Source organism: Acidobacteriota bacterium, assembly GCA_030774055.1.
Lineage (GTDB): Bacteria > Acidobacteriota > Terriglobia > Terriglobales > Acidobacteriaceae > JACPNR01.
In genome coordinates this window covers 52,991-68,812 of record JALYLW010000008.1, presented here as the reverse complement: position 1 = coordinate 68,812, position 15,822 = coordinate 52,991, and the positions used below count along the sequence as shown (strand labels likewise).

Here is a 15,822-nt window from a genome sequence, read left to right as displayed (position 1 = left end):
GGTATGCAGTCTGTGATGCCGCTGTGAGGAAGCACGTCGATCCAGCCCTACCGAAGCCGGCCATATTCCCGTATCCCCACGTCGGCGTGGGATAACGACCGCGCTTGTCGCTGTGGACCGCCCGATGGAAGCCTTAGGGCGAAAAGGAGGCGTGATGTCACTTCGAAGACTGTGCAGCTTCACGTTGTTCTTCGTTCTTTGCTTCACGGGCATAGCATTCGCTGAAAACCCGACGGCTGAGGTCAAGAGGAGGGACCCACGAACCGACAAAAGGAGTAGAAATCGTCGTCTTTGTTCTGGAATCAGAACAAGCAGATGGAGGAGTTCCGCGCGGGCGGGAACTGGGCGACGCGGAGCAGTCGCTGAACTGCGACCTTCGTCAATAAACTCGCGCTATGTTTTATAAGCACCAGAATATCGAAGTGGCGTCGATCTCGGGCATCCCGAAGTAGTTGAGATCCAGACTCGACATCTTGTTCTGAAATCAGAACAAAACTGAAGCCGCCGTTGATTCCACCAGGGTTGTCGCCTAGGCTCGACCTGCAAGTTCAAGTGAGGTACCAATGCCTCCACCGAAGCTGAAGCTAGATCTCCTCGACGTCTACGGTAAGCGCCTCAAGGAGAAAGTTGACATCCGTGCTGACCATTTCACGCTCAACGAAACGAAGATCTACCGTGGGGTGGATGCGTCGAAACAGCTAGGTCTCACCGACCTCCGTGGTGCGCCGCAGGGTATGTATCGACTGGAAATTGACCCGCCGTCATACGTCCCAGTCAGCGTTTTCGCCAATCTCAAGGCAAGCGGCGATACTCCGATGGAGATCCGGTTCCCAATCGACATCCGAAAGATTCGGGAGGTCGAGTTTCCAATCTACTCGAGCCTCCCCAGCACGGTCCAAGCGCTTCTCGAAAACAGCAAGCAAATGCTGGGTTTCCCGACAAACGGCAAGGAACTCTACGAAGCCCTGGATAACATCCGCAAAGCCGGGCTGTTGAACCTCGTGACCAAGGCGGCCCAGACGCGGTTGACCGGCGATACCAATGTGCTCTCGATGTTGCATGAGATCCGCGAACTGCGGGGCGACAGGTTTTTCGTGCGTGTCCCGCACGAATTGCGAGAAGAAGTAAAGAACACCGCGCTCAAAGGGCGCTTCCACGAGGCGCCACAAAAAATGCATCACCCACCTTCAGGGTACCAACTGGCAGGCAGCTATAAGACGTCGGATCACTATGGGAATCTGCAGATCACCTTCTTTGCGAGCTGTAATGCTCCTACAGAATGGCTGGCGGACATCGACATCGATGATGCCGGGGGTTTCGAGCATATGTTTCAGGTGATTCGGAATCAGCTTACGGGCGAACCGACACACCCCTACAACATCCACGAAATTATCGTGTACCACCAGAAACTTGATCCTGGTTATTACTTCGTTCTTTAGGAGGTCGGGTGGAGAGCTATCGCACACATGACCGAGCTCATATCCATGAGGAGAGTCGAATGCTAGGTGGAGGCCGCCGCATCGTTGTCCTGTTCTGGTTGATTCTCTGTTTCGCATTTGGGAGTCTCGCCGAGAATCCTACTGCTGACGTTAAACGGAAGGTCTACCTCAGAAGCGGCCCCTCCATGGCCGAGCTGAAGAAGGTACTTCTTCGGCCTGGTGACGAGCTTCAGATCCTCGACTCACAGCCTAGAGACGGCTTCTACCAAGTGCAGACGGAGGACGGTGATGAAGGCTGGGTAGCAGCCAGGAATATCAGCATCAAGGAGCAGCCACCAGAATTGGCTCCCCCGCCGGGGAATCTGGCTCCTGCCAACAGGATCGATGAGACCTGGCTAAAGCCGGAGCCGAAAAAGACTACCTTCGACGGTACGACGAGGGCTTGTCCCTGGAACGGCGACGACAGCGATCCCGGGACCTTCATTTTCAAGAATCGCGCGGACACTCCGCTGAGTTATCACGACGTTACTTGGGATGCGATCGCCACGCTTGAATATCCGGTCGATAAGCCACTGCGGAAGAACTGGACACCGGACCACCGCGCTGAGCTAGCGCGCTACGAAGGGATCCCATTGCGGGCTGTGGGTTACCTGGTGGCTTACAAACCGCAGGCTCACGGCAGCGGTGAAGGTACGAACTGCCACATGAACCAGGCGACCGAAACTGATACTCATCTGGCGCTTGTCAAAGAAGCTGGCGATGCAGAGAAGGGTTCAGTCGTCATCGAATTCACGCCGCGATTCTTGAAGGCCCATCCTAATTGGAACAAGAAGGCCCTCGCGAATTGGATCAACACTGAGAACCCGGTTCGCATCAGTGGCTGGCTGATGTTCGATCCGGATCACCGGAATCATTTGAAGCGTTTCCGCTCCACCCTTTGGGAAATCCATCCGATCACCCGAATCGAAGTCTGGAAGGACAACAGCTGGGTGGACTTGGATACGGCAAAATGATTCCTACCGAAGGCGGTTCCATGTTACGACTATTCACAAATCATGGCATGGGCATTGCAATAGGGACTCATGGCTAACCTTGTGTATCTCGCAACCTCTGCTCCGACCAAGTTGGCGGAAGAGCTGACCCGATCAGGTCACAGCGTGTGGGAAGCGCTGAGCGTCCCGGAGGTGCTCTACCTTTGTGAGCACCAGAACATCGAGGTGGTCTTGATCTCGTCCGAGGTAGAGGACCCTGAAATAGGCGAGGTCCAGATTCGACATCTGACGATCAGGATGGAACCAGAGGCAAGAGTCACTGATGTGCTCTGGGCATTATCAAACCTGTTTCCCGGCCCAAGGGGTGCGGTTCAGTAGCATTCTTACAACGCTCGGGCAGCCGTTACCACCGGGCCTGAATGTAGCCGCGGCTCTGGCTTCGTTCGCTCAGGACACCAAGCCAGTGCGAGTAGAGAATGCCAATTGTGGCTTCTCCATCGTCTTTCCTGGCAAACCCCACATGAGCAAGAGCAAGGTCTCCACCACAGGAAAGAACTTCATCCCCGTCACTCGCTACTATTTGGAGACTAGGGAATCGCTGCTGGCCGTCTCCTGCAGTGTGGCAAAGCGTAAGGGTCAAACGGAGCAACTCATCGACGAGGCCCGCGGCGCGGCTTTGCGCGCGACCGGCACCCGGGTTGTCCACGAGCAACAGGTTGGTCGCGAGTCAGCCTCTGTTCCAAATCCAGAACAGAACGGGGATTATCGGAGTCGCTCGTCACGGGAATCGCAGGGGGGAAGAAGGTTTATTCCCCAGCAGACTTCGGTACTTAGGATGCCGTAGTGATTTGTTTGTTCTGGAATCACGACAAGATTAACTTTCTGTTGCCGCAACACAATCGCTACGTTGAGAATCAGCCAACTCGATAACGTCGTCTGCGGGGGATTGAGGGTTTTATGGAGAAGATGGTTTTTGGGGGCATTTTTTCGATCGGATTCGTGTTTGGATATCTGCTCTATTACTCGGTCCGACACACCAAAGAGTTCAGCATCGAACTCTTGGCTTCCGCAATCGGGGCTGTCGGAGGAGGTGCGGTCGTAGGACTACTCGGCGGAACTCCCGGTTGGGTGGGTCCCTATGGGTTGGGCCTAGCCGCAGGGTTCACTTTCTATTTGCTCCTAGCCGTGACGCTAATCAGCACACGAAAATTCACTCCAGTTGCTAACAACAAGGTGATGCTTGTCAGTCAAACGCTGGTTGGCGCACCTCGAGAGAGTAATTCATGATCTTGGGCCCAACACCAAAGAGGAGGCGAGGTTGTGACTGGCGCTGCGAGGAAGCCGATTCGGTCGTTCCGGCACCACCGAAACCATCGAGAATGAGTCCCACCCTCACGATGCTCACGCTGGTTGGCGCACATCCGCTAGTGGAACTGCACGTTACAGCGGCCTTGCATCGTTGCGGAATGAAAGTGCGTTCGATAACGCAGAGAGATCTAATCCACACGGTTCTGGACGGTCCAGCAATGCTCGCAATCGAGTTGTCTGGCTCATCTACGCAAGATCGTGAGAGTTGCCGCATCGCGATGCGATCTAGCTGCGGTGAGGCGCGACTCATTGCCCTGGTGCATCCACGGTTCTCGCGATCAGAAATGTTAGAACTGTTCCTAAGAGGACTTCGTGGTCTCGTGCCGCTCGCGAGTGACTTTGACCAACAGCTTGTCTCTGCGGTGCACTCGGTTAATCAGGGGTATGAATGGATGCCTAGTGCAGTCAGGGAGTCATTTCAGGAGGTTCGGGACACGCTCTTACGCACCCAGCTTTCCCCTCCGGAATCACTAACTGGTCGTGAATACCAGGTACTGCTAATGGTCCTAAGGGGGCTCACGAACAAACAGATTGGGGCAGCCCTTGGGATCACTTCGCGAACTGCAAAGTTTCACGTCGCGAATTTGCTTGCAAAGCTTGATTGTAGGTCCCGGACGAATCTCCATGTCGCGTGCAGCAGGTTGTTAAGCGGCTCGTCCGTTTCATGTTTCGCTCGATCAAGCGATCAACCGCCGCGACCCTCGTTGTCGGGCGCAAGGTAGGCGCTTCCCCATTGCCATTCGAGCGCCGCTTTTTCTTTGCTGTCCTCGTCTGTACCTGGTGGGTCAGGATTACACGCCTGTAAAGTTCGTCCCCAGACATATCGTAGGTAAGGTGTCTGCTGTAGGGTAGCTGCCCTGTTATGCCACCCACATTCACGTCGATTCTTTTCAGTGTCACAGAGGCGTGCCACGTTGGCTGCAGTCATTGCGGTTTTATCGGATCAACACGGGATCGCGATGTCGATGCGAACGAGCTGCGCGAGTGGGTTGCTAATGCATGCGCCTACGGGATCCCGAAGATTATTTTCACGGGAGGAGAGCCGTTCGAGAGGTTCGAGGTCCTTCGGGATGCTGTCGCCACGGCCGCAGCTTGGAGCGTGGAAATCGGAGTGTTCACGAGCTCCTTCTGGGGGTCTTCATTCGACGCGGCTGCGACGCTGTTGGACAAGCTTTCAGGACTGACCCATCTCTACTTGAGTTCCGACCGCTTCCACCAGCGACGCGTCCCACTTGCGTTCGTCTGCAATGTCATTGATGCAGCGCTCAAACGCGAGATCAAGGACATCAGTATCTGTATTACCTATACGCACGAGGAAGAACGCTTGGAGACCCAACAGCAGTTCGCCTCATACGGTGAGCGCCTGATGTTTCATTTCGACCGCGTAATACCAACCCAGTTCCTCTCTCCGATCGTGCTTAAGAACCAGAGTCGTGGTATCGGTACAGCACCCTCAGAATATGGCTGTAGCTGTTACCTCGGCACACCGATTGTCAATCCTAACGGAGACGTTTTCTCGTGCCACGCTGGCAAAGCTGCTGCGCATGCAGACATGCAGACTTTGCCTTACTACTTGGGAAATCTGCGCGGGGCTTCGTTCGAAGCACTTATGAGAATGTCAGAGCGACGGTGGGATTACCAATTCCTTCGGACGCATGGACCCAAGGGGGTAGCACAACTGTTTTCAATCTATCCAGACCTGGCCTCGGCGGTGGGGCGCCAGGAATTCACCAATGGCTGCGACATGTGCTTTTCGGTTCTGCGCAATCGTGAAGGGAGGGCAGCGTTGGGACATCACGTTTCCAAGGCTTCAGTCCAAGACAGTATCAATCAGCGTCTCGTTATCAGCCTAGGGGAAGAACCGATTGAAGGTGAAGGACCAAATTCAACTAAAGGAGAAGCGAATGCCACTAAGCGTAAAGAATGCTATCCGAATGGCTGCGCATGACCCGGAGTTCGCGCATGAGTTTGTCACGAACCCCGAGCAATTCAAGGTGCACTTCAATTTGTCCGAAGCCCAGATCAAGAAGATCAAGGAATCGACTGTGGCGGACATTGTTGCCCACGGTGCACCTCATGTGGTTGGCGGAGGCGCCGCGAAGGGGTATTACTGAGGTGTCTTTCGATGGCGCTCACCCGGATGGGTAGCAACGGCAACATGCGAAGACAGTTCGTTGGGATAGTTCCTGCTGCGGGTCTAGGCATGCGTCTCCGGCCGTTTAGGTACCCCAAAGAATTGCTGCCGGTGTTGTTCACTCCTGAGTCGGCGAACAACTCTGATACCTCGACCCGCCCCATGCTCGCGGCGGAATACTCCCTGCTTGCGATGCAGGGGGCGGGAATTCATCGCGTTCTTGTGATCGTCGCTGATTGGAAACTGGAGATTGTGAGGTGTCTCGGAAGCGGAAAAGCTCTCGGAGTGGAACTCGCATACATCAATCAAGAAGAGCCCAGAGGTTTGGCAGACGCCGTTAATTCTTCGTTTGCTTGGATCATTGATGAGAGCGTGTGCCTATGCCTTCCAGACAGTGTGTTTCAACCAGTTACGGCTGTTAAGTCACTCTGTTCTTATATCGACGAAACTAAAGCGGACCTGGCCCTTGGGGTTTTTCCAACAACGGAACCTCAACACCTTGGACCTGTTAGCTTCGCCGCGGACGGCGCAGTAGAGGAGGTCCTCGAGAAACCGGTGAGCGGGACCCTGCGGAACACATGGGGCATTGCAGTATGGCGTCCCCGATTCTCCCGATTCTTGAATGACACCCTAGCAGGTGACTGTTGCTGTGAAATCTCGCTGGGAGAGGTCTTCAATCGAGCAGTCAAGGCAGGTTTAGACGTGAGGGCCCTCTATTTCCCTGACGGAAGGTATCTCGACATCGGGCGGATGAATACGCTGACATCCTTGTTCGTCGATATAAGTCCAGGTTCACTCATAACGATATGAAGCGAAAGCGACACTTGATTCTTGCCCTGAGCCGGGGCGGGTGGGGTGAGACCGCCTTCGGTATAAGGCTTGCAGATGATTTGTATGCGAATGGGGAGGAACCGGTCTTTATCGTGCACACGTCCGGCAGAAGACTTCTATGCGGAAGGCCATTCGTCGCTGAAGAAGTAGCGGATAACATCGAGCATCTACTAGAACTCCTAATCGCAAGCTACCTCGAGGAAGGGCGATGGAGTTCGATCATTCTGGCAGATTTCTTTACCGCAGACGGCGTGTTGCGACGCGCCGGGGTTGATCCCATGTTCCTGCAGGCATATGGAATCCCGATCGTAGCTATCGATACTTGGAACCTCAGTACTTCCAATCGCCCAATCGACCTCTTTCTCGACAAGGAAAGAGATGTCGCTGATTGGATTCAGACTGTGAATTGCCGTCTTGTACCGGTGCCGATTGTGAGCCCGGCCATTTCAGATTCAGGTGTATGTCACTTTCTTCCGCAGCCAAGTCGAACGACTAACCGCGTTCGCCAACATGTTCGTGAGAACCTCGGCTTGAAAAGGCTTGATCTAGCCATCCTGTTCTGCACCGCAAGTTGGCAGCAGACCACATATGATGATCAGCATGGAGATCGACTTGCGGAAGCGGTACCAAATTTACTTATGCAGTATGTTTCCCAACTAGGTAGCCAGGTCCACCTGATACACGTGGGACCGAGACCAGTTGCGGTGGATAGGAAGATGGAGGCACGTTATCACTGGCTCGGTCATCTGCCAGCGGCTCAATTCGATCCCTTGCTTGGCAGCGTGGATCTTTTGCTTTCCGCTAATGTCTCAGGGACCACGGTCATCAAGGCAATTGTCTCTGGATTGCCTGTAGTGGTGGTCGAGAATTCGTTTACTGCCGGCTCTCAACTATCGACATTCCCATTCGCTCTTTCTGAGAATACCGAAACCTGGCTACGGGATGCGCAGCCACTCTATCCGTTTCGCCTCTGGCCGCTTGGATTCTATAAGTTCCTGGCACCCATTCTCGATGGCAATCCATTCCAGACAACAGTCAATACAGTTGAACTGCTAGATGAGGTCGGCTTTGGATCCGCTTGTCGCGAGCTTTTATTCGACCGGGGTGCGCGGGAGCGCACCACCATGGCCCAAGAAAAATACATTGCGGAGGTTTCTGGGTTGCCCACGCCTCTACAAGTCCTACGACAGGCGTCTATCGTTCATTGAGGAGTGGAAGGGGAGGAGAACTTGCGCTGCCTAAGCATACACCTGACCGATCTGTGCAACAGTCGATGCACCTTTTGCGTTGTGGCTTCCCCTTTGTACTCGGCGAACACAATCGACTTTGAGCTAGTGAAGCGATTTCTAAAGGATAACGCAGGTGCCGGTTTCATGTCCGTCAACCTACATGGTGGAGAGGCCACTATACATCCTCAATTCATCGAGACCTTGGAACTCATCAATGAGCTTGGATATCCCGAGATCCACCTACAAACAAACGGAATAAAACTTGCACGTCCCGAGTTTGCCAGTTCACTGGTTGGACTGCGAGTCACTTTGTTTATTGTTTCGCTGCATGGATCCACTGCGGACACTCACGACTCCCAAACCCGGTCTCTCGGAGGCTTTAGCCAGACTATTGCCGGTATTCAAAATGTAAAGAGGTTTGGCGCAAGAGTGCGAACAAATACCGTAGTAACGAGAACGAATGTCGAGGAACTGGGGTCAATCACGCGGTTGGCCTGCGACCTCGGTGTAGATCACCTCAACTATTCCAACCTACACCCTGTGGGAAGTGCGGTCTTCGCGGTGAATCAGCTCGCTCCGCCATTTGAATTGATTCGCCAGCACCTCTACCCGGCAATTGACTATGCAGTCTCATGTCGCCGAAAGGTAACGTTAGAAGGTTTCCCGCTGTGTACGGTGAAGGCGAAGGTTGAGTTTCATCTGGAGCGCGAACGCAGAGAAATCAAGATGTTGATGAGAGGAGTCGAGATCGACAACTACGATGAATTCATGAACGACACATGTCGAGTATATGGCTTGCCATGTAGCAATTGTTCACACCGAAGGCCCTGCGGGGGCGTGTATCCCGAATACGTGCAGATTCGAGGCTGGTCCGAATTTACTCCTTTTGCGTCCGTTGAAAAGAATGCAGATTGCGCTGTGGAACTCGAGCGGACTAAATAACATCGGCGATCGGTTGATCGATGAAGTGACACGATCACAAATCGCGCTGCGACTCCCTTCAGCCAATTTTCGAACCTACAGCCCATGGCCGAACCCCGCCAATAGGACAGAATTACTGCTGATCGATCGGGACGGAAGATGGTCGGAGGAAGGGAGCGCCGATGCGATTGTGATCGGCGGTGGAGCGGTGCTTATCGGACCGCCCTTTAGGCATCCAGGGCTGCAAACATTCTTCTTGGGCGCTAGCCCTGCACTCTTCAAGGATACATGTCCGATAATTTGGAACGCAGTCTGCTCCGATACTGAATTCCAGGCAGCTCTGTACCCCACGTACGCTGCGTACGTTTGTAATGCTGCGAAGAGGGTAAACTGGCGAACGGTCCGAAATAAGCGCACCTTGGAACATCTGCGAAATTGCGGCGTTCCTGGGAACGTTACGGTAGTCCCCGATCCCGTCGTTTTACTCAAGAAACCAGACAAAAAGCGGGAGTCAGGGCGTGGCCTTTCCAGTGTTGGGGTCATTGTTGCGCGATCAGAATTTCCGAAATCATTCATCCAAGAAATGGTCGAGACTGCAAAACTGCACGAGCAATGTTGTAGTGATGAACTTTATCGTCCATTCATTGCTTCTGGTCAAATCGATTCGAGCGAAGATGCGAACACTTGGGCACAAGCGATCTTTCACGTTCGAAAGACCCGTTCAGTTGAAATAGCCGGGTTTGAAAACATGTACGACGACCACCTCTTGGCTGCGAGTGTCGCTCGGCGAATAGCCGAGGAGCCGCGGATCTTTACTAATTCTCACGCCCAAGAGGCAATCGAGTGGATGCGAAGCAAAGACTGTATCGTTGCAGGCAGACTGCATCATTGCATACTGGCACTTGTCGCCGGCAGTGTCCCCATAGCAATTGACATGAATTTCGACCCGATCTGTGAGACGAGTAAGCTGAAAGAATTCGCCGATGCTTCACTGTCCCCATCCTCGTATATCGATTGGCAACATTTGACCGCACAGACGGATCGTCTCTCGAATCACATTGAAGGATGTGTACAGTGGGCAAGCCTGGTAGCAGATAGCCATTCGGATCTTTATCGTGCCGCAAACGAACACTTTGATCAGTTGGCGGAGATTCTCGTAGGTTAGCTGTCATCGTCTCCAACGTGGTCGCAATCCGGAGCCTGAAGACCTTGATTCGGTTATTAGAATCATGGAGATGCCGCGGACTGATGGTAGACACAAAGGTGACGGGATCAAACACCGCACCTAGTCCTAAGGCTCTGCCCATGTTTCTTTCGATTACCGAGGTCGTATTTGCGTCCCAATGGAGATAATCCACAGCGGTGAATCCCCACAGGTGTGGAGCAAAGTCTGATCAAGGAAAACGGACTGCTGAGGTCCTTTCAGACCACTGAGGAAGAGCATAGATCCGAGAGGCTCCAGAGGCTCTATGATCGTCAGCACCATTTGGAGGCGATTCTAGCGAAAGCAAAATAGACGATAAGGATCGAATTAAGAATAAGGGGTCAGTATGGCAGGAAGGACGAGAAAGGTCTGGACACACCGCGTCCTCGATTGCCTTGCAGCTGCAGATTTGCTCGCTGCTGCAGGCGACTTTTACCTGGGTTACGCACTCATAATGTTGCAGCACGCTTTGGAAATAGCCATTCGTTCCTGGCTCTTATTGGACAAGGAAGTCTCAAGAGACAGACTTGAAGCGCTGAAGTTTCCCGATCTCGTCCAGCACGTAAAGAACGCCCACCCTGAGCTGGACTCCGCTACCGTCAGCAATCTGAAGCAACTGTGCCAAAAACGAAATCGCCTCATTCATGATCCACTGGGCGCCGCGGTAGCCAAAGGCGAATATCCAGAGTTCCGCGAGAGTTGTATCGTGTGCTTTGAGTTAATCTTCGAGACAAAAGCGCTGCCACAATCAGCCTCCGTCCCTCCCAACGTGACGATCGCTGTGCGAACAGCCACAGACAACGAGCAGCACCGTTATAACCTGCTGAGAGAGGCGTCTACCCTCTACTACGAAGGACGGACGTCGGAAGCCCGAACTACCGCAGAGTCGTTGCTTGCAGCAGATCCGGACAACGGAAGCGCCTTGCAGCTATTGGGACTCTGCCTAAGGAAAGAGGATGAAGACGAACGTGCGCTGAAGGCCTATGAGAAAGCAGCGCAGTCCCCAGGCGGGAAGACAGATGTTCGATTGCACCTAGAGATCGCAGAGACACTATTGGCGCTTGGGCGTGCCGATGAGGCGATCGAAGAGGCGAAGCACGTGGTTGCGTTGGGCCCAACGGGTACCGCGCGCGCGAAGGCGTTCGTGCTGTTGGGGGACTCCGCGATGAGCAAGTGGTTGTTCTCAGATGCTGAACGGCACTATCGCGAGGCCCTCGCAGTTAATGACACTCACCAAAGACACGTCCGTGGTCTAGTGCAGGCATTGATGAAACTAGGCCGTTTCGGCGAGGCTCATTCGATTGCAGATGCTGCGGTAAGGAGGGAGCCCCGAAACGCCAAGTATTATCTGGATAGAGCGGAGGCAGCATGGTACAGGAACGCGGAGGGGGATATTCGTGAGGCTGCTCGCGATTTTAGTCACGCCAAGGAGCTGAATCCGCGTGATGGTAAGATCTATATCACAGTCGCCGAACTATTGCGGAAACAAGCTCATGAATCAACTGATGGTCTTAGGCGCGGAGAGCTGCTTAGTAAAGCCGCCAAGCAACTTGCGGAAGGGGTGGAACTGACCCGTAGAAGTTTTCGTCCCGCGCTTCGAAACCTCCGATCTTGCGTTTTTTTGGAGCTTGGCGATTCCAGAGCCGCCGTCGCAGAATCACGGTGCGCAGTGAGAGAGAATCCCCGTTACGTTACCAACCGTCTTTACTTAGCAAGAGCTCTCATTTTTGCACGAGAATACGGCGCTGCCCACATCGCTGCTAGCGATGCCTTGGTGATTGCTCCTGCGCCACCTGGAAGGTTCTGGTGCAGTTACTTCCAGCTGCTAACCCAGCTACTGAAAGGTGATTGTGCCTCGTTCAAGCAGCAATTCGCGGTGCTGGAGGCTGCTGCGACTAGTATTCAACTGCGAATGTCTTTCGATTTCGGCCCAATGTGGAACGTCGTAGCGCGTGAAAGAGTGACTCCGGCCACCGCTGATGCATTGGCGGCAATGGCTCGGCTGGTTGGAATCGATCTTCCGCCACTAGCGCAAGCGGCTAGCAATTAGAGCATTTCGACACGGCAGCTCTCATTTGTCCTCTTGCGACCAGAGGGAAGGTCTAAACCAATCCTGGCCCGTCAGTGAAACGGATGGCTCTGACGCCACACGAAGCCAGGTAACTTCCAGAATTCTTGTAGGGCGGTTCTCCGTGAGCTAGGCATCCGGCGTACCTCCTTACTTGGTAATATTCCCAGATATACGCGAGCGTTCTGGAATGTGATGGGTTGTCGCTTCGCCGTCTGAATAGCAAAAGCTCTTGCGGCTGCGGCGTTTTGGAGCCGGAGGTAGCTAACAAGGTTCATCTCGTTGTCCTCTTGAAGCGCCAGCGACCTATATCTTGGGTCCGATTGGGTCCAGCGCCGACCTCGCCTTCCTCAAGCCTGTTCCGATCCAAGTCATCAAGCTCATGGCAGTGGGGACATCTTCTACCTGTGCCCCAGAACTGCCCTTGGCCTTGCTGGCGATTTGTGACAGGGGTTGTGACATAACTGCCCGAGCCAAGGGGGTAAATCAGGCCACAATGCTGCTCATCGCTGCACTGTGTCGGATCGTGAAATCGGCGATATCTCCCGCACCCTCAATCAGTTCTGCCTCTTCTTGCTCACGCTTGCCGACAGTGGGGACAGAATTCGCAACGATGAGGTCGTCGGTTCGATCCCGACTAGCTCCACCATTCCTTCCTCTCCGTCCTTTCTCCCGATATATTTGTTGCCGGAGATGACCATGCGGAACGTGCTATTGCTCCTCGCGGTGGGCGTGGTTGTGGCGGGGTGCCGGTCGCGTCCCACGTTCCACGTGACGGTCAATGCCAACCTGTGCTGCGACGTCCAGCAATACAAACTGACGGTGAATGGCACGGAGGCGGGGCCGTTCGCAGCGCTGCAGGCTTACGAGTTCGATGCGCCTGCGACCGCGGGCTCCGATGAACCGCTCGCGATGATGCCCGCCATCCGCGCGCAGGTGCGGTATGTCTGCGGATGGCAAGATGTGCAGGTTGCCCTGTACCCGCCCAGCCGTGCCGCGATAGAGCACGCGAAAGGCCCGTTGCAGGTGCAGGCTCTGGTCGACTTCCAGGCGCCGACGTTTGCGGAAGTCAGCGTCTGGGTGGATAACCGCGGTGGTGGTGACGCGGTTCTCTCGCTGGGCGAGACCAAGCGGAGCGTCGCTGCTGGGGCCGCGACGAGCGTCCAATTCCCGTACTACCCAAAATGCGATGAGGCCAAGATTATGCGTCTCAATGGCGGAGTGATCGCTGATCTGCCGGTCGAGCCCAAAAAGATTCCGGCGTACCTGGTGGATACCAGCGGCTCGCGCTGCTACACCTTACGGATGAAGGACTACGTCGTGAGCAGTATCTTCGCTTCGCCCCAGCCCAAGCCGGAGTATGTTTCCAAGCAGAAGGCGCACGCGCTCACCAACGGTCGCGGAGTCGACTACTTCCAGGAAGCAGCGCCCAACTCCATCACGACGATGAACGGTAATGGGTTTTCGGCGAGCCGATTGTCGGTCATGGATGCACGTTGCAAGTGAAGGGAAGCGGACCCCAGCAAGGCTGCGGTTAGGCGGTTCGGCGGGGGGCGCTACTTCGCCTTCGTCCCCATCAGGCGATTGATCATGTCGCGGACGCGTCCGTGGTCCGACGAAGGCACGTTCACGAATTCCAGGCCCATGCGATTCGGGGTGGAGTGCCGCACCAGCGCACGCATGGTGAGCAGGTCGCCTTTGCTGCCTTCCGGCGCGCGGAAACGCAGCTCGATCTCCGCGCCCCCGGGATACTGCTTCGGTCCCATCAGCCCGATGCCGGTGGCGGAGATGTCGCAGGTCTTGGCTTCCAGCATCTCGTCATTGTTGGCGCCATAACGCACCAGGAACTGCGCGTTGGCGCGCGGGCTGGCTCGGCGCTCGATGCCCGTCGCTTCGTTCGTCGTTCCCATAATCTCCGCGATGTGTGGCGTTTCCGCTGTGAATATACAGGAACGCCCGCCGCCAACTCCCCCGAAATGACGGCGGGCATCCGTTCGCTGCGGTGATACCGGCCCCAGCCGGGATCGCCGTGCAGCTGCACTCTCGCCGATGCCGCGCCGACCGTCAAATTACGGAAGTAATGTGGGGATTCGCTTGCAGTCACAACTACTTGAAGTCAAACGACACCAGGGCCGCGCCGCCTGCCTGGGGTTTGTAGGCAAGTTGCATGCGGCGCCCGGGAATGAGCAGTCCGCGGACGTTCCCTTCGAGCACGATGGTGTGCGGCGCCTTCTCGCCTTTGCCGCGGATCTGGACGAAGGATTTGTTGGGCTGTCCGACGGGCGCATCGAAGTAGTCGACTTGCTCGATCACGCCGACCTCAGTCTTCAATCCTTCGAGGTTCGCCGCCCTTCCACCCAGGGACATGCTGCCGCCGCCGGCCGTCGCCGCTGCGGGTTCGCCCATACCGGGGATGCGGATCAGTCCCTGAGCGTGGGCTTCGAGCACCGCGTTCAGCGCCAGGATGCCGCTGATGGTCAGCAGGATCAGCGTCATGAACAGGCCGTCGACCGTCCAGTGCGGCGGCACGCCGATGTCGCCGGTGAATGCCAGGTAGACGATGAAACCGATGGGTATGGCCGCGAGCAGCAACGAGATGCCGATGGCTTTCATGCCGTCTCCCAGGGAAGGATGACCGAAGGAACCATCTAAACTAACGCTTATTCGAGGGTCGACGCAACGCTCTCGCACTTCGCCCTAGCGGCTCGGCTCGGCTGCGTCGTCCCTCGCCCTCGCCCGCGCGCTGCGCCGCGCTACCCGCGTGAGCAAGAAGATACACCCCTGAAGCCGTGCCGGGCCTTAGGATGCATCTTAGTGGGGTGAGCGCGAAGCGAGCGTGGGTTACGAAGTTAGCCAGCGCGAGCTCGAAAGCGCGAGGGGCGACGCAGCGAAGCGTTGCGGCGACCCTGAGATTAAAGTTGGTGCGTCTAATGACGCTCAAGGAGCCTGACTTATGAAGGCATTGTTATGGATCGGTATCGTGTTGGTGGTGCTTGGAGTGCTGTCGTTGATCGTGCCCATCCCGCGCCAGGAGAACCACGGCATCAAGGCCGGTGACGTGAGCATCGGCGTGCAGACGCGCACCGAAGAAAAAGTCTCGCCGATGATCAGCGCGGCGCTGATCGTGGCCGGAGCGGTGATGGCGGTGGCGGGCAGCCGCGCCGGGAAATAACAGGCCGCGGCCCGGCGGTGAGCTTCGAGCTAGAGGCTGGAGGAACGACCAATGGCGAATCCATTCATCCATGTCGAGCTGAACACTCCTGACCCGAAGCGGGCGATAGAGTTCTACTCGAAGTTATTCCAGTGGCAATTGGAGACCATGCCGAACCCTGACGTGCCCGATGGTTCCTACACCTTGATCAAAGTGGGAGAAGGCACCGGCGGTGGCATCATGCGACAGATCCCGGGTGGACCCTCAGGATGGCTGGCTTACGTTCTGGTGGATGACATCCACGCCGCGACTCAAAAAGCGAAGTCGTTGGGCGCCGAGATCATGAAAGACGTCACCGAAGTGATGGGCATGGGCTCGCTCAGCTTCATTCGAGATCCGGCTGGCTCCGTCTTGGGTCTGTGGCAGCCCAAATCGAAATGAAGACTTAACCCGGCTACCAAGAAAAAGGCCGGCTGCGAAGCCGG

At 55.4% G+C, this 15,822-nt stretch carries 15 protein-coding genes; 13 read left to right on the top strand and 2 right to left on the bottom strand.

Annotated elements, in window-relative coordinates; genetic code table 11:
- The first annotated feature begins 563 nt into the window (after positions 1-563).
- The 11 genes from M3P27_00915 (at position 564) to M3P27_00865 (ending at position 13,692) form a co-directional block, all read left to right on the top strand.
- Positions 564-1,439: a hypothetical protein gene (locus tag M3P27_00915; protein ID MDP9266870.1), complete on the top strand. Its 876-nt coding sequence runs from the start codon at positions 564-566 to the stop codon at positions 1,437-1,439.
- A 185-nt stretch (positions 1,440-1,624) separates the two neighbouring features.
- Positions 1,625-2,452, top strand: a complete 828-nt coding sequence (locus M3P27_00910) for an SH3 domain-containing protein (GenBank protein MDP9266869.1) — start codon at positions 1,625-1,627, stop codon at positions 2,450-2,452.
- A gap of 69 nt (positions 2,453-2,521) precedes the next feature.
- Positions 2,522-2,809, top strand: a complete 288-nt coding sequence (locus tag M3P27_00905; GenBank protein ID MDP9266868.1) for a hypothetical protein — start codon at positions 2,522-2,524, stop codon at positions 2,807-2,809.
- A 1,852-nt stretch (positions 2,810-4,661) separates the two neighbouring features.
- Entirely contained in the window at positions 4,662-5,747 is a 1,086-nt protein-coding gene (locus tag M3P27_00900; GenBank protein MDP9266867.1) for a radical SAM protein, read from the top strand.
- On the top strand, positions 5,734-5,913 hold the full coding sequence (locus tag M3P27_00895) for a hypothetical protein (protein MDP9266866.1): 180 nt from the start codon (positions 5,734-5,736) through the stop codon (positions 5,911-5,913). Before M3P27_00900 ends, M3P27_00895 begins: the two co-directional genes overlap by 14 nt.
- Positions 5,914-5,924: 11 nt before the next feature.
- Positions 5,925-6,743, top strand: a complete 819-nt coding sequence (locus tag M3P27_00890; GenBank protein ID MDP9266865.1) for a sugar phosphate nucleotidyltransferase — start codon at positions 5,925-5,927, stop codon at positions 6,741-6,743.
- On the top strand, positions 6,740-7,972 hold the full coding sequence (locus tag M3P27_00885) for a DUF6365 family protein (GenBank protein ID MDP9266864.1): 1,233 nt from the start codon (positions 6,740-6,742) through the stop codon (positions 7,970-7,972). The genes M3P27_00890 and M3P27_00885 overlap by 4 nt, the downstream gene beginning before the upstream one ends.
- Positions 7,973-8,053: 81 nt before the next feature.
- Entirely contained in the window at positions 8,054-8,935 is an 882-nt protein-coding gene (locus tag M3P27_00880; protein MDP9266863.1) for a radical SAM protein, read from the top strand.
- Positions 8,898-10,079, top strand: a complete 1,182-nt coding sequence (locus M3P27_00875) for a polysaccharide pyruvyl transferase family protein (GenBank protein ID MDP9266862.1) — start codon at positions 8,898-8,900, stop codon at positions 10,077-10,079. Before M3P27_00880 ends, M3P27_00875 begins: the two co-directional genes overlap by 38 nt.
- Before the next feature lie 493 nt (positions 10,080-10,572).
- Positions 10,573-12,168: a tetratricopeptide repeat protein gene (locus tag M3P27_00870; protein MDP9266861.1), complete on the top strand. Its 1,596-nt coding sequence runs from the start codon at positions 10,573-10,575 to the stop codon at positions 12,166-12,168.
- A 534-nt stretch (positions 12,169-12,702) separates the two neighbouring features.
- Complete coding sequence (locus tag M3P27_00865; GenBank protein MDP9266860.1) at positions 12,703-13,692, top strand: hypothetical protein; 990 nt, start codon at positions 12,703-12,705, stop codon at positions 13,690-13,692.
- 50 nt (positions 13,693-13,742) lie between these two features.
- Here M3P27_00865 and M3P27_00860 read toward each other — a convergent pair whose 3' ends face one another.
- Together M3P27_00860 and M3P27_00855 are read right to left on the bottom strand one after the other, a co-directional pair.
- Positions 13,743-14,096: a PilZ domain-containing protein gene (locus M3P27_00860; protein ID MDP9266859.1), complete on the bottom strand. Its 354-nt coding sequence runs from the start codon at positions 14,094-14,096 to the stop codon at positions 13,743-13,745.
- A gap of 196 nt (positions 14,097-14,292) precedes the next feature.
- Positions 14,293-14,799: a hypothetical protein gene (locus tag M3P27_00855; GenBank protein ID MDP9266858.1), complete on the bottom strand. Its 507-nt coding sequence runs from the start codon at positions 14,797-14,799 to the stop codon at positions 14,293-14,295.
- 340 nt (positions 14,800-15,139) lie between these two features.
- On the opposite strand from M3P27_00855, the gene M3P27_00850 reads away from it, so the two are divergent.
- The gene (locus tag M3P27_00850; protein MDP9266857.1) at positions 15,140-15,358 is read left to right on the top strand and encodes a hypothetical protein; all 219 of its coding nucleotides are present in this window, start codon (positions 15,140-15,142) and stop codon (positions 15,356-15,358) included.
- 51 nt (positions 15,359-15,409) lie between these two features.
- The gene (locus M3P27_00845; GenBank protein MDP9266856.1) at positions 15,410-15,778 is read left to right on the top strand and encodes a VOC family protein; all 369 of its coding nucleotides are present in this window, start codon (positions 15,410-15,412) and stop codon (positions 15,776-15,778) included.
- Positions 15,779-15,822: the final 44 nt, after the last annotated feature.